The following is a 14183-nucleotide window of genomic DNA, read 5'->3' as shown; positions in this document are numbered from 1 at the left end:
TCACGGGGTGCCGAAGCCCGCCGCGGCGAGCACCTTCCGCCCGGTGGGTCCGGTGACGAAGCCTGCGAACAGGGTCCCGAGTTCGGCATGCTTGCTCGCGGCGACGACGCCGATCGGATACGAATTCACGGCCGTGCCTGATTCGGCGAACGGGATGCCGAGGACGCTCGTGCCCGCCCCGGCGACGTCCGTGACGTAGACGAGGCCGGCATCCGCCTCACCGGAGGACACCTTGCCGAGCACGTCGGTGACGGCGTTCTCCTCGCTGACCGGGGCGAGGGTCACACCGGTCGCCTTCTCGATCGCGGCGGTCGCGGCGCCGCAGGGCACCTGGGCTGCGCAGATGACCACCTTGGTGGCGGGATCGGCCAGGTCGGCGAAGGACTTCACGCCGGCCGGATTGCCCGGCGGAACGGCGATCTCGAGGGTGTTGGTCGCGAAGACCGCCGGGGCGCCCGTGACGAGGCCGGCGCCCGTGAGCTTGGCCATGTTCTTTGTGTCGGCCGCGGCGAAGACGTCGGCGGGAGCGCCTTCGGTGATCTGGGTGACGAGGTCGGCCGATCCGGCGAAGTTGAGCGCAACGGTCACGCCGGGGTTGGCGGCCTCGAACTCGGTCGCGAGCTCGGTGAAGGTCTTCTTCAAGGAGGCGGCCGCGAAAACGGTCAGGGTCTCCGGGACACGGCTCGCGGCGGTCGTTGACGAAGCGGATGCCGCGGCCGACGCGGAGGCGGACCCCCGGCCCCGGCCGGGCCGGCACATGCCGTCGTCAGCGCGGCGGCGGCACAAACGGCAATCGAGGCCAGAAGGTACCGGCGGACGGCGTGACTGCGAGGGCTCACGAATGCTCCTGGGGGATTTCGACGATCACGGTGGTGGCCTTCACGACGGCGACCGCGACGGACCCGGGCACGAGGCCGAGCTCCCGCACGGCTTCGGTGCTCATCAGGGAAACGACACGGTGCGGCCCGCACTGCAGCTCGACCTGGGACATAACCGGGTCGCTCACGACGCGGGTGACGAGCCCGACGAACCGGTTACGGGCCGAGCTCGCCGTGCCGGACGGGTCGGTCTGCACGGCGGCGTGTTCGGTGGCCAGGCGGGCGAGGTCGACGCCCTCGACGACCATGCGCCCGGCGGCATCGGTTGTCGCGGGCAGAACCTCATTGTCGATCCAGCGGCGCACGGTGTCGTCGCTCACGCCCAGGAACCCGGCGGCCTCGCGAATCCGTATCTGCGCCATAACGAGCACTATATTCCCTCATCTGCGGATTCGCTGACGGTTCGGCTTCGATTGACTCTCCGTGCGGCACACTGGGGACATGACGACGAACACTCCGACGGATGCGACGCCGCGCGTCGCGCAGATCATCGTCGCGTCGACCCGCGCCGCGGCCGGCATCTACCCGGACCGCACCGGGCCGGTCATCGAGGCCTGGCTTCTCGACAGGGGCTGGACCGTGGACGCCGTCCACGTCGTGCCGGACGGCGACCGCGTCGGCCAGGCCCTCGGTGCCGCGATCGCCGCGCACTGCGACCTCGTGATCACCACCGGTGGCACCGGGGTGAGTCCGCACGACGAGACGCCAGAGCAGACACTGCCGCACCTCGACCGGCTCATCCCGGGACTCGCCGAGGAGGCTCCGCCGCCGGGGCGCAGCATCCACTCCCCTGGCCCTGCTCTCGCGCGGCTACGTCGGCGTCGCTCGCGGCCGCACCGTGGTCGTGAACCTGCCCGGCTCGACCGGCGGCGTGCGCGACGGCCTCGCCGTGCTCGACGACGTTCTCCCCCACCTCATCGATCAGGCTCCACGGCCTCGACCACACCTCCTGAACCGCCTCCTCCACGCCCCGCAGCACGCCCCGCCACGCCGCCCGGAGACGTAACGTCGGAGATTTCCCCGACCCGCGGCATCCGCTGACCGGATACTCGGCGTGTCGCAAAAATCTCCGACTTTGCCGATGCCGGCAGCCATCCCGTGACGAATCCACGGGAGCGCAGGCCCGAGCGGATGCTGCTCGCCCGATCCCGTCTCGCGGGACGAGAATCACCGTCGAAATCGTTCGAGGCATCGCAGTCCGGGTCCGCGGCAGCGCGCCCCCAGACGGGGACGGGTACCGTGGACGAAACCGACCCAGAAATGCGGTTGACTGGATACTCGGCCCGGGACGACTGGAGCAGCAATGGACCTCAATACCGTTGTGACGATCACGCCCGCCCACGAGCGCGAAGACCTGCGGCTGCTCGGCGACACGGTCGCTCCCTCTCGCTGGCGGTTCCGAACTTTTCGCCGATCCCCGCGCGCACCTCACCGGGCTCGTCGACCTGCAGGCGTTCGGCTGGCCGGCGCTCACCGTCACCGCCGATGGCCTCGAGATCGCCGCGACCTGCACCCTCGCCCAGCTCGCTGCGCTCCCGACCCGGCCGGGCTGGACCGCGCATCCGCTGCTCTTCGAATGCTGCACCGCCCTCTACGGTTCGTTCAAGGTCTGGAACGTCGCAACCGTCGGCGGCAACCTTGCCACGGCCCTGCCCGCCGGCCCGATGACGAGCCTTGCCGCGGCCCTCGACGCCGAGGTGCTCGTCTGGCGTCGCGACGGAGGCGACGAGCTCCTCCCCGGAGCAGACTTCGTCACCGGCGACATGACGACCGTGCTGAGCACCGGTGATGTGCTGCGATCCATCCATATCCCTGAAGCCTCGCTCCGCGCCCGCACCGCGTTCCGTAAGATTGCGCTCTCCCCGATCGGCCGCTCGGGCGCCGTCGTCATCGGCCGCCTCGACCGAGACGGCCGCTTCACCCTGACGGTCACGGCCGCGACTCTCCGGCCCGTGCAGCTGCGCTACGACACGCTTCCGGCCGCGGCCGAGCTCCGTGCCGGTGTCGCCGGCATCGACGCCTGGTTCACGGATGCCCATGGCGCGGCCGACTGGCGCGCCGCGGTCAGCGCCGTGCTCGCCGAGGAGATCCGCCAGCAGGCTCGAGGCCCCGGAACCGACTCCCGATCCGGAACAGACCCCGACAAAGAGCACCCCGACCGGAAGCGAGGCCCGCCCGTGAGATTCGAGGTCAACGGCCAATGGGTCGACGCCGCGGCAGCACCAGGGCAGTGCCTGCGCACCTTCCTGCGCGAACTCGAGCACTTCGAGGTCAAGAAGGGCTGCGACACCGGCGATTGCGGCGCCTGTTCGGTGCTCGTCGACGGCACCCCGGTGCACTCATGCATTTACCCGGCATTCCGCGCGGAGGGCACCGCGATCACGACCGCCGCCGGCCTCGGCACGCCGGGTGACCTCGCGCCCGTGCAGCAGCGCTTCGTCGACCACGCCGGTTTCCAGTGCGGCTTCTGCACGCCGGGCATGGTCGTGACCGCGTCCACGCTCACCGAGCACGACCTCGAGGACCTGCCCCGCCTGCTCAAGGGCAACCTCTGCCGGTGCACGGGCTACCGGGCGATCGACGACGCCATCCACGGGCGGCACACCCCGGCAGACGATTCGGCCCTGTGCGCCCTTCCGCCGGACGGCCTCGGTCCCGTGGTCCGCACGGGTGCTCGCGCCACGACCCCGTCGGCACTCGGCCAGGGCCCCGAAGCACCGCACACCGAGCCCGAGGCCGTGCCGGCCGCCAGCGCAACCACCCCCGCCCGCGGCTACGTCGGCACCTCGACCCACGCACCGGCGAGCGAGCGGGTCGTGAGCGGCCTCGAACCGTACACGCTCGACCTCGCGGTGCCCGGCCTGCTGCACGTCAGCGTGCTGCAGAGTCCGCACGCGCACGCCAGCATCCGCTCGATCGACACTGGGCGAGCTGCGGCCCTTCCCGGTGTGCACGCGGTGCTCACCCACACCGACTCCCCCGCGACCCTCTTCTCCACGGCTCGGCACGAGGACCGCACCGACGACCCCGACGACACCCTCGTCTTCGACCGGGTGCTCCGGTTCCGCGGCCAGCGGGTCGCTGCCGTCGTCGCCGACACCGTCGCGATCGCCGAGGCCGCCTGTCGCCTCATCGATGTCGAGTACGACCTCCTTCCCGCCGTGTTCGACCCATCGCGCGCGACGGAGCCCGGCGCCCCCCTCGTGCACGGCGAAAAGGATGCCGTGGCGAGCCGCGTCGCCGATCCCTCCCGCAACCTCGTGGCCGAGCTGCATGGCGAGTACGGCGACCTTGAGGCCGGCCTCGGCGAGGCGACCCACCTGGTCACGGGCACCTGGCAGACCCAGCGGGTCGCCCACACCCACCTCGAGACCCACGGCACGATCGGCTGGCTCGAACACGCCGGCACCCCCGAGCAGCGGCTCGTGCTGCGAACGAGCTCCCCCAGGTGCCGTTTCTCGTGCAGCGCGAGATCTGCCACATCTTCGACCTCGACCCGGCCGCGGTCCGCGTCTTCACCGCCCGCGTCGGCGGCGGCTTCGGCGGCAAGCAGGAGATCCTCACCGAGGACCTCGTCACCCTCGCGGTCCTCGCGACGGGCCGCCCGGTGCAGTACGAGTTCAGCCGTGCCGACGAATTCCGGGTCGCGCCGACCCGGCATCCGATGCGGGTCGGCGTCACCCTCGGCGCGACCGACGACGGTCGCCTCACCGCGCTCGCCCTCGACGTGCTCAGCGACACCGGGGCCTACGGCAACCACGGCCCCGGGGTGATGTACCACGGCAGGCTCCGAGTCAGTGAGCCTCTACTCCGTGCCCAACAAGCGAGTGGATGCCCGCAGCGTCTACACGAACAACCTCCCGTCCGGCGCCTTCCGCGGCTACGGCCTCGGCCAGGTCATCTTCGGTGTCGAATCGGCGCTCGACGACCTCGCCCGCGACCTCGGGGTGAGCGCCTTCGACCTGCGCCGGCTGAACTCGGTGCGGCCGGGAGACCCCCTCGTGGTCACCCACGTCGAGGGCGAAGATCTCATCTTCGGCAGTTACGGCCTCGACCAGTGCCTCGACCTCGCCGAAACGGCCCTCGCCCGCGGTAACGGCACGCCCGTGCCCGATGGACCCGAATGGCGGGTCGGCGAGGGCATGGCGACCGCGATGATCGCAACGATCCCCCCGCGCGGGCACTTTGCTCAGGCATCCGTCACCCTGTGTGACGACGGCCGCTACGCCGTGCGCGTCGGCACCGCCGAGTTCGGCAACGGCACCACGACCGTGCACACCCAGCTCGCCGCGACCGCCCTCGGTACGAGCCCCGACCGCATCGACATCCTCCAGTCCGACACCGACACGATCGGCTACGACACCGGCGCCTTCGGCTCCGCCGGCGTCGTCGTGGCCGGCAAGGCCGTGCTCGGTGCGGCGACCGCACTCGCCGCGCTGCTTCGGCAGGCGGCGACGGATGCCCGCCCGGGCACCCCCGCGGACGCCTGGCTCCTCGAGGCCGATGGTCTCCGCTGCGGCAGCACCCTCGTCCCCCTGACCGAGCTCGCCGCGCGCGCAGCGACCGGCCCGCACGCGAGCGGCGCGACCAACGCTGCGCCGGCCGACACGGTTCTCCGCGGCACGAGCTCTGAGGACGGCGCTGTGCGCTCGGTCGCCTTCAATGTGCAGGCCTTCCGGGTCGCCGTGAGCACCGTGACCGGCGAGGTCCGCATCCTGCAGTCGATCCAGGCGGCGGATGCCGGTGTCGTGATGAACCCGGCGCAGTGCCGCGGCCAGATCGAGGGGGCGTGGCCCAGGCGATCGGCACCGCGCTCTACGAAGAGGTCCTCCTCGACGGCGAGGGCACCGTGACGACGAGTGTGATGCGCAACTACCATGTGCCCCTGCTCGCGGACCTGCCCGTCACCGAGGTGTATTTCGCCGAGACGAGCGACGACCTCGGCCCGTACGGAGCGAAGTCGATGAGCGAGTCGCCGTACAACCCGGTCGCCCCTGCGCTCGCGAACGCGGTCCGCGACGCGATCGGCATCCGCCCGTACGAACTGCCGATGTCCCGCGACCGCATCTGGCGCCTGATGCACCCCTGAGGACGGCCGCCGAGGTCACGCGCCACCTGCGCCGCTTCGCGCCAGGCACGCAAGGCGCGAAGCGGCGCAACTGGCGCGCGACCGGCAAGGATTGGCGCGCACCGGCGAAACTGGCGCTCACCGACACGACGGGCGCAGAGCGGCGCAACGGGCGCGACACCCGGGTGGCCGGGTGCGCTCCCTGAGGCGCGCGCCACTTGCGCCGCTTCGCGCCAGGCATGCAGGGCGCGAAACGGCGGAATTGGCGCGCGACCGGCAAGGATTGGCGCGAAACGGCGGAACTGGCGCTCACCGACACGACGGGCGCGAAGCGGCGCAACGGGCGCGACACCCGGGTGGCCGGGTGCGCTCCCTGAGGCGCGCCACTTGCGCCGCTTCGCGCCAGGCACACATGGCGCGAAGCGGCGGAACTGGCGCGCGACCGGGAAGGATTGGCGCGCACCGGCGGAACTGGCGCTCACCGACACGACTGGCGCAGAGCGGCGAGACTGGCGCTCACCGACACGACGGGCGCGCATCGGCGCAACGGGCGCGGAGCGTCCCGGCGTGCGGCGCGGCAGGTGCGCTCCGCGGCGGTGGATGCGGCGGGGACAGTCGACTAGGCGGCCTCGGTAGATTCCGACGCGGGCGGGAGTGCGGGCGAGACGAGCAACAGGTGGTACGCGTCCGGGCCGTGTCCGACCCGGAGGTGCCGGGTCTGGATGAGGCCGGCACTCTCGAGGGCGGCGGTGATCTCCTCGGTGGGGCGCACCCGGAAGCCGTGCTCGACCACGGGCATCCGCTGCATCGCGGCCGGGTCGAACACGCCGACGACGAGACGGCCGCCGGGCCGGAGCACCCGCGCGAACTCCGCCGCCGCCCGGCCGAGGTCGGGCAGGAAGTAGAACGTGTTGAGGGTGATGACGCCGTCCAGGCTCGCGTCCGCCTGCGGGAGGCGCTCCATCGATGCCTCGAACAGCGACAGCCGACCGGCGGTGAGGTCGTCGCGGAACCTCCGGTGCGCGGCATCGACCATGGTCTCCGACTGGTCGACTGCATCGACGTGCCCGTCCGGTCCGACCCGCTCGAGAAGCAGCTGGATCCCTACACCGCCGCCGAATCCGATGTCGGCCAGCCGGGCATCCGGTGCGGCTTCGAGCGCGTTCACGGCGGCGCGGATGATTCCCCGGTTGCGTCGGTTGAGCATCCGCCCCACCAGCCGGCCGCGCCACCCGCTCGGATGCCCGAGCTGGGCGGCCAGTGCCTTGATCACCGGGGCCGGGGTCTTGAGACTGCCCAACGGCTTGCGGTTCTGTGACGTCTCCATGCCAGGAACAGTAGCCCCGCGCCGGTGCGCCCACTACGGGCGCGGCCCGGTCGCGCGCGCGGGTTGACTGCGGCCCCGGGTTGTGGTGCGCACCATTTGCGCCGCTCCGCGCCAGGCACGCATGGCGCGGAGCGGCGGAAGTGGCGCGCAACTCAGGAGTGCGAGCGTGAGGAGTCTCGCGGGGCGTTCGAGCCGCACGCCCCACCCAACCTCTCGAGCGTGGCTAGGCCCCGGTGCTGCTCTCCATGCCCATCCGGCGCAGGACGAGGTTCTCCACCAACTGGGCGACCCCGTACAAGACGATGGACACGAGCGTGATCGCCACGACGGATGCCCACACCTCGTAGTTCTTGACCTGGGCGACCGCGATCACGATGCCGTGGCCGAGTCCCTGCCCGGTCGAGAGCCACTCGGCCAGGAGCGCACCGGTGATCGCGCCGGGGATCGAGATTTTGACGGCGGCGAAGAACGACGGCAGCGAGCTCGGCAGCGCCACCTTGCGCAGCGCCGTGAAGGCGTTGCCGCCGTAGACGGCGATGACGTCGTTGATCTGCGGCGACGAGGACCGCAACCCGAACGCGATGTTAACGAGCGCCGGGAACAGCACCACGATCGCACCCATCACGACGACGAGGCTCGGCCCGCGCCCGGTGATCAGGCTGATCACCGGCACGAGCGCTACGAGGGGCACTGACCGCAGCAGCAGGGCGATCGGCATCAGCGCGCTCTCGATTCCGCGGGATAGCGTGAACGCGATCGCGAGCACGAGGGCGACGACGAGGCCGGCGACGAAGCCGAGGAAGGCATCCCCGAGGGTGACCGTGAGGTTGGTCAGGATCGTCGTGCGATTGACGCCAGCGTTCGGAACGGTGAACAGCCAGTTCCAGACGTCGAGGGGTCCCTTCGCGATGAACGGCGAAACCCCGAGCAGCAGGATCAGGCCCTGCCAGGCGACGAGCACAATGACGAGGGTGATCAGCCCGGTGAGGGCGGAGCGCCCGACCACGGCGCCGAGGCCGCGGACGACCTTCGCGGTGCTCGGCGGACGGGCCGCCGACATGGTTTCGAGGGCCATCAGGAGGCTCCGTCCCGTCAGCCACGGTGTCGCGAGCCTGCTGATCAGCCCGAAGAGGCCGTAGCCGAGCCCGGCGAGGAGGCCGGCGACGAGCGCGAGCCCCCAGACCCGGTCCACGTTCGCCGCGGATCCGGCAGCGAGCATCGCGATGCCGAGGCCGCGGTCGACGCCGCCGAGGTATTCGCCGAGGATCGCGCCGAGCAGAGCGGCGGGTGCCGCGATCTGCAGTGCGGAGAGCACGCTCGGCAGCCCGGCCATCAGCCGCACCTTGCGCAGCTGCATGAAGCGTCCGCCGCCGTAGACGCTGACGAGGTCGAGGCTCGCGGGGGTCGCGGCCTTGAGGCCGACGAGGGAACCGACGACGGTCGTGAAGAACACGGACATCGCCGCGAGGAAGATCGCGGTGCCGGAGAGTTCACCGCCGCGCGGGGCGCCGATCACGATGTAGGCGATCGGTCCGATCGCGACGATCGGGATGCAGTAGGTGATGACCGCGATCTGCAGGGCGACCTTCTCGATCCGGGGAACGACGAGCACGAGGCCGGCGAGCACGAGCGCGGCCGCGTTGCCCCAGAGGAACCCGACGGATGCCTCGCCGACGGTGATCGAGACGTGGGACAGGTAGAACGCCCATCCGTCGGAGATCAGCTGGGCGACGACGGCGCCCGGCGTCGGGATCGCCCCGCCCGGCACTGTCCCGATGCCGCGGAAGATCGTGGTCGCACCGAGCCACCACAGCACGATGACGACGGCGACGCCGATCAGCCCGGTCGCCCAGGCCGGGAGCGTGCGGAACGTGGCGAAGCCGCGCATCAGTCCGTCTCCGCCACGGAGAGGGCGTCGGGGCTGAAGAGCAGTTCGGAGGCGCGGTCATGCAGGGCGTGGAATTCGTGGGAGCGCATCATGTCCGGATGCCGCGGGCGGGGCAGGTCGATGTCGATGACCTCCTTGATGCGGCCGGGACGGGGGCTCATCACCGCGACCTGGTCGGAGAGGAAGATCGCCTCCGAGATGCCGTGGGTGACCATCATCGTGGTCGCTGGCTTCTCGGTCCAGATCCTGAGGAGTTCGATGTTGAGGCGCTGGCGGGTCATGTCGTCGAGGGCGCCGAAGGGTTCGTCGAGCAGCAGCACCGAGGGCTTGAGCACGAGGGACCGGGCGATCGAGACGCGCTGGCGCATCCCGCCGGAGAGCTGGGCCGGCTTGGCGTGCTCGAAGGCGGTGAGGCCGACAAGCTTGATCAGTTCGGAGACGTAGTCCTCGTCGACGGGCATCCGTGCGACCTCGAACGGGAGCTTGATGTTGCCGCGCACACTGCGCCACGGGAGCAGGGCCGCGTCCTGGAACGCGATGCCGAGCTCGTGGCCGCTGCGGAGTTCGGCCGGGCTCTTGCCGTCGACCATCGCGGTGCCGCTCGTGGCCTCTTCGAGGCCGGCGAGGATCCGCAGGATCGTGGACTTGCCGCAGCCGGACGGGCCGAGCAGGGACAGGAAGCTGCCCTTGTCGGTGTGCAGGGTGGCGTCTTCGAGCGCGGAGACTTCTTTCCGGCCCACGGTGAAGACCTTGTGGAGCCCGGAAATGTGGAGACCGGTGCCCAGAGCGTTGCTCTGGACACCGGCATCGGTCGTACTCACAGGGTGTATTCCTTTACTGGGCGTCGTCGGCCGCTTTCGGGGCGGCCGCGTTTCGATGTGCCTGCGTACTGCGGGTGCTGCGTACTGCTGGTGATGCGTACTACTGGTGATGCGTTGTGACCGGGAGGGGGAAGACCTACTTGGCGTAGTTGACCAGGTCGGGGTTCTCCGCGTAGACCTCGGACAGCAGGCTCATGTCGAAGAGCTTGTCGGCCGTGATGGTGACACCGGCGGCAGCGAGCGTCTTGATGCTCTCCGACTGCAGCTTATCGCTGATGGTGAACAGGCCGTTCTTGGCGGTGTCGTCGCTGACGATGAGGTCGGTCGACTGGATCGTGGCCTGCTTGGTCTCCTTCGCGATGGTGAGGCCGAGGTCTGCGCCGTACTTGTCGATCGTGAGCTTGGCGGCGGCGGCGGGGTCCTTGATGGCGGCGGCCCAGCCCTTGATCTCGGCGATCAGGAGGCCCTTGAGCTTCGCGCGGTCACCCGAGATCTCCTTGTCGGAGGCCGTGAAGGTCTCCGCGACGAACGGGAGACCGTTGTCGGCGAGCGGCAGGTTGACCGGGCCGAGGCCCTTGAGGTCGGCGTCGATGCCCTCGTTGGTGAGGTAGGAGAACCAGCCGTCGACCTCGCCGTTGAAGAGCGGGGTCGGGTCGTACTCGACCGGGACGGTGGTCAGCGAGGTCGGGTCGATGTTGTTGACCTTGAGGAATGCGTCCCAGAGGCTCTGGTTGCTCGCCTGCACGCCGATCTTCTTGCCCTTGAGGTCGGCGAGCGTCTTGATGTTGCCCACCTTCGCGAGGGAGAGGATGGAGAACGGGTTCTTCTGGTACGTGGCGCCGATGATCTTGATCGGGGCGCCCTCGTTCGCGATGACGGTTCCGGTGGAGATCGCGTTTCCGATGCCGAGGTCGACGGTGCCGGAGATGACGCCCGCTTCAGCGGATGCCGGGCCGGCGATGAGGTCGACGGAATCGAAGCCGGCCTTGGTGAAGTCGCCGTTGGAGTCGGCGAGGAACTCGCCCATGAACTCGGTGTTCTTGATCCAGGACAGCTGGATGCTCGCGGTGCCGAAGGATGCCGGGCCGGCGGAGGCCGAGGAGGCGGGCGTTGAGACTCGTCGCGCAGGAAGTCAACGCGATGGTTACGGCCGCGGCGGCGGCGACGCCCTGCAGGATACGACGGGCGGGACGCCCTGCCGGTGAACGGTGTGCTGTTAAACCTTGGGTCCGGGTCATGAAGCTGTTCCTCTCGATGGTGCTCGTGGGGTGCCGTTGGGGGGTGCCGTCAGGGAAAACGGCTGCTGTGATACCGTGCGGCATACGCGCGGGTTCCCTGAATTTAGACCCCGCAGATGACGCTGCGACCTCGACAGTGTTTCCGTCGTGTTGCAGCATTCTGGGTGCCCGTTGCGGGAGGAAAAGTGCATCTGCCGCGTGATACGGTCACGGCGTCCGCCCGAAAAGGAGCCCCGATGCCGTCCGTTACTGAGCCTACTGCCGCGTTTGTGTCCGGATTGCCCAAAGCAGAGCTGCATGTGCACCTCGAAGGCACCCTCGAACCCGACCTCAAACTCGCCCTCGCCACCCGCAACGGGATCGATATCGGGCAGTCGACGGTCGAGGAGGTGCGCGCGAGTTACGCCTTCGATTCCCTCGCGAGCTTCCTCGCGGTGTACTACCCCGCAATGAACGTGCTGATCACCGAGCAGGACTTCTACGACCTCGCCACTGCGTACTTCCGCCGCGCCTCCGCCGACGGGGTGCGCCACGTCGAGGCGTTCTTCGACCCGCAGGCGCACACGTCCCGCGGTGTGCCCTTCGAAACCGTGATCACGGGGCTGCACCGTGCTGCAGCGGATGCCGCCGGTTACGGCCTCTCGGCCGAGCTGATCCTCTGTTTCCTGCGTGACGCATCCGCTGAGAGCGCCCACGAGACCCTGTCGGCCGCGCTGCCCTACCGGGACCTGATCGTCGGGGTCGGGCTCGACTCCGACGAGCGCGGCAATCCCCCGGCGAAGTTCGCCGAGGTGTTCCAGCTCGCCCGCGAGGCCGGCCTCAGGCTCACGATGCACTGCGACATCGACCAGGTCGGCAGCATCGAGAACATCCGCCAGGTGCTCGGGGAGGTCAGGGTCGACCGGATCGACCACGGCACGAACATCCTCGAAGACCCGGCACTCGTCGCCCTCGTGCGGGAGCGCCGGATCGGCCTGACCTGCTGCCCGGTCTCCAACAGTTTCGTCACGGCGGACATGAAGGCGCGGGAGATCGTCGAGCTGCTCGGCCTCGGCGTGCTCGTCACCCTCAACTCCGACGACCCGGCCTACTTCGGCGCCTACGTCGCAGACACCTACACGGCGTTCGCCCGGCAGGCCGGCGTCGGCAGGGACGAGCTCGTCCAGCTGGCCCGCAATTCCTTCGAGGCGAGCTGGCTGTCCGACGCCGACCGGCAGGGATACCTCTCCGAGATCGACGACTACCTCGCGGCGAACCCGGCCTAGTCGGAGACCGGGCCGGGGCCGGGGTATTCGTCGACCCCGGTCCCGGAACGGCCAGACGCCGGGGCGCCCGCGGGGGTCGTATTACGGGCAACCGACCGGCGTGTGACGATCGCGTTTCGAGAGTCCCGATTGGCGTCCCGAGGCCCTGATTAGGGTGTTTGCTAGACCATCTGGTCGGCCTCACGGCCGTGGATTCCAGCAGGCAGGAGGACCGATGCGCGAACGAGTCGACCGGGTGATCCGGGCGGACGCCGTGCTCACCCCTGCCGGATTCGCGCCGGGGGCGGTGACGATCACGGGCGGGATCGTCACCGCGATCCTGCCGGTCGACGAACCCGTCGAGACGCGACCGATCGCAGAGTCCGGCCTGCACGACGGCGGGGCCACGGACATCCGTTTGCGGAAGGGCCTGGTTCTTCTGCCCGGCCTCGTCGACACCCACGTGCACGTCAACGAGCCCGGCCGCACGGACTGGGAGGGCTTCGCGAGCGCCACCCGCGCCGCGATGTTCGGCGGGGTCACCACCGTGATCGACATGCCGCTCAACAGCATCCCGCCGACGACGACGGTGCGCGGCCTCGAGCTGAAGCGTGCGGCCGCCGGGCCGCAGTCGAGCGTGAACGTCGGGTTCTGGGGCGGGGCGATCCCCGGCAACCTCGGCACACTGCACGAACTGCACGCGGCCGGCGTGTTCGGGTTCAAGGCCTTCCTTTCCCCTTCCGGCGTCGATGAGTTCCCGGCCCTCTCCTCAGCGGAGCTCCTGGCGGCCGGCGCCGAGATCGCCGCGTTCGGCGGCCTGCTGCTCGTGCACGCCGAAGACCCCGCCGAGCTCGACGCGGCCCCGCCCGCCCACGGGCGCTCATACGCCGGCTTCCTCGCGAGCCGTCCGCCGCAGGCCGAAGCGAGTGCGATCGACCGGGTGATCGACGCCGTGCGCCGTACCGGCGTGCGCGCACACATCCTGCACCTCTCGGCGGCCGCCGCACTGCCGCGACTGCGGGCGGCACGGGCCGAGGGACTCCCGATCACGGTCGAGACCTGTCCGCACTACCTGTCCTTCGCTGCGGAGCAGATCCCCGACGGGGCGACCGCCTTCAAGTGCTGCCCGCCCATCCGGGACGCCGCCAATCGCGAGCTGCTCTGGGAGGCCCTCCTCGACGGCACGATCGACCTCGTGGCTTCAGACCACTCGCCCGCGACCGGCGAGCTCAAGCTCGGCCACGGCGGCGACTTCGGCCTCGCCTGGGGCGGCATCTCCGGCCTCGAACTGAGCCTGCCCGCGGTCTGGACGGCCGCCCGCGCCTCCGGGATCGGCCTCGAGCGCGTGCTCGGCTGGATGTCCGCCGCGACGGCACGCTTCGCGGGCCTGCCCGGCAAGGGGACGATCCGGCCGGGGGCGGATGCCGACCTCGTCTCCTTCGCGCCGGAGGAGTCGTTCACCGTCGACGTCGGTGCCCTGCAGCACAAGAACCCGGTGAGCGCGTTCGACGGCGCGACGCTCAGGGGCCGGGTGCACAGCACCTGGCTCGCCGGCACGCTCGTGCACGACACCGGGCCGGCAGAGGCCGGAGCATCCGGGGTCACGTCGCCCGCGGCATCCGCCCCACCGGAAGACCCGCCCCGAGGCGCCCTGCTCCGCCGCCCGGCACCGACGCTCTGATTCCCCACCCCTTGCCCACCCTCCAGAAGGAGCACCAC

At 70.3% G+C, this 14183-nt stretch carries 10 protein-coding genes and 2 pseudogenes; 6 read left to right on the top strand and 6 right to left on the bottom strand.

The genetic code is table 11. The features are described from left to right. Both modA and KIV56_RS00175 read right to left on the bottom strand, forming a co-directional pair. Window positions 1-759: a molybdate ABC transporter substrate-binding protein gene (gene modA / locus KIV56_RS00180; protein WP_281534699.1), complete on the bottom strand. Its 759-nt coding sequence runs from the start codon at window positions 757-759 to the stop codon at window positions 1-3. Window positions 760-835: 76 nt separating this feature from the next. Then, on the bottom strand, window positions 836-1240 hold the full coding sequence (locus KIV56_RS00175) for a TOBE domain-containing protein (protein ID WP_281534698.1): 405 nt from the start codon (window positions 1238-1240) through the stop codon (window positions 836-838). 79 nt (window positions 1241-1319) lie between these two features. Here KIV56_RS00175 and KIV56_RS00170 point away from each other — a divergent pair, with 79 nt between their 5' ends. The 3 genes and pseudogenes from KIV56_RS00170 (at window position 1320) to KIV56_RS00160 (ending at window position 5967) form a co-directional block, all read left to right on the top strand. Then, window positions 1320-1919: a MogA/MoaB family molybdenum cofactor biosynthesis protein gene (locus KIV56_RS00170; protein WP_348648435.1), complete on the top strand. Its 600-nt coding sequence runs from the start codon at window positions 1320-1322 to the stop codon at window positions 1917-1919. A 401-nt stretch (window positions 1920-2320) separates the two neighbouring features. Beyond that, window positions 2321-2635: pseudogene (locus KIV56_RS00165) on the top strand (FAD binding domain-containing protein); the annotation flags it as partial. A 420-nt stretch (window positions 2636-3055) separates the two neighbouring features. Continuing rightward, window positions 3056-5967 (top strand): annotated as a pseudogene (locus tag KIV56_RS00160) (molybdopterin-dependent oxidoreductase). Between the two features lie 598 nt (window positions 5968-6565). On the opposite strand, the gene KIV56_RS00155 reads toward KIV56_RS00160, so the two are convergent. The 4 genes from KIV56_RS00155 to KIV56_RS00140 all read right to left on the bottom strand — a co-directional run bounded on the left by KIV56_RS00155 (window position 6566) and on the right by KIV56_RS00140 (window position 11009). After that, entirely contained in the window at window positions 6566-7273 is a 708-nt protein-coding gene (locus tag KIV56_RS00155; RefSeq protein WP_281534687.1) for a class I SAM-dependent methyltransferase, read from the bottom strand. A gap of 223 nt (window positions 7274-7496) precedes the next feature. After that, window positions 7497-9161 (bottom strand): ABC transporter permease, encoded by a 1665-nt coding sequence (locus tag KIV56_RS00150; RefSeq protein WP_281534697.1) that lies wholly within the window; start codon window positions 9159-9161, stop codon window positions 7497-7499. Next, a complete protein-coding gene (locus KIV56_RS00145) occupies window positions 9161-9982 on the bottom strand; it encodes an ABC transporter ATP-binding protein (RefSeq protein WP_281534684.1) in 822 nt (273 codons plus the stop codon). The genes KIV56_RS00150 and KIV56_RS00145 overlap by 1 nt, the downstream gene beginning before the upstream one ends. A gap of 136 nt (window positions 9983-10118) precedes the next feature. After that, on the bottom strand, window positions 10119-11009 hold the full coding sequence (locus tag KIV56_RS00140) for an ABC transporter substrate-binding protein (RefSeq protein WP_281534696.1): 891 nt from the start codon (window positions 11007-11009) through the stop codon (window positions 10119-10121). Here KIV56_RS00140 and KIV56_RS00135 point away from each other — a divergent pair. From KIV56_RS00135 to allB, 3 genes are all read left to right on the top strand, one after another. Then, window positions 11008-11187 (top strand): hypothetical protein, encoded by a 180-nt coding sequence (locus KIV56_RS00135; RefSeq protein ID WP_281534695.1) that lies wholly within the window; start codon window positions 11008-11010, stop codon window positions 11185-11187. The genes KIV56_RS00140 and KIV56_RS00135 overlap by 2 nt on opposite strands. A gap of 302 nt (window positions 11188-11489) precedes the next feature. Beyond that, window positions 11490-12485 carry an adenosine deaminase gene (gene add / locus KIV56_RS00130; protein ID WP_281536233.1) on the top strand — a complete coding sequence of 332 codons (996 nt, stop codon included), beginning with the start codon at window positions 11490-11492 and terminating at the stop codon, window positions 12483-12485. Window positions 12486-12699: 214 nt separating this feature from the next. Continuing rightward, on the top strand, window positions 12700-14145 hold the full coding sequence (gene allB / locus KIV56_RS00125) for an allantoinase AllB (RefSeq protein ID WP_281534694.1): 1446 nt from the start codon (window positions 12700-12702) through the stop codon (window positions 14143-14145). The last annotated feature ends 38 nt before the right edge of the window (window positions 14146-14183 follow it).

It is taken from the genome of Cryobacterium breve (genome assembly GCF_027594785.1).
GTDB lineage: Bacteria > Actinomycetota > Actinomycetes > Actinomycetales > Microbacteriaceae > Cryobacterium > Cryobacterium breve_A.
This window is presented reverse-complemented; position numbering and strand designations above follow the sequence as displayed.

What these genes read in the sequence shown, in the direction of transcription:
- modA (WP_281534699.1), bottom strand. Translation starts at nt 759, where the DNA reads ATGTGCCGGCCCGGCCGGGGCCGGGGGTCCGCCTCCGCGTCGGCCGCG.
- KIV56_RS00175 (WP_281534698.1), bottom strand. Translation starts at nt 1,240, where the DNA reads ATGGCGCAGATACGGATTCGCGAGGCCGCCGGGTTCCTGGGCGTGAGC.
- KIV56_RS00170 (WP_348648435.1), top strand. Translation starts at nt 1,320, where the DNA reads ATGACGACGAACACTCCGACGGATGCGACGCCGCGCGTCGCGCAGATC.
- KIV56_RS00155 (WP_281534687.1), bottom strand. Translation starts at nt 7,273, where the DNA reads ATGGAGACGTCACAGAACCGCAAGCCGTTGGGCAGTCTCAAGACCCCG.
- KIV56_RS00150 (WP_281534697.1), bottom strand. Translation starts at nt 9,161, where the DNA reads ATGCGCGGCTTCGCCACGTTCCGCACGCTCCCGGCCTGGGCGACCGGG.
- KIV56_RS00135 (WP_281534695.1), top strand. Translation starts at nt 11,008, where the DNA reads ATGAACTCGGTGTTCTTGATCCAGGACAGCTGGATGCTCGCGGTGCCG.
- KIV56_RS00140 (WP_281534696.1), bottom strand. Translation starts at nt 11,009, where the DNA reads ATGGGCGAGTTCCTCGCCGACTCCAACGGCGACTTCACCAAGGCCGGC.
- allB (WP_281534694.1), top strand. Translation starts at nt 12,700, where the DNA reads ATGCGCGAACGAGTCGACCGGGTGATCCGGGCGGACGCCGTGCTCACC.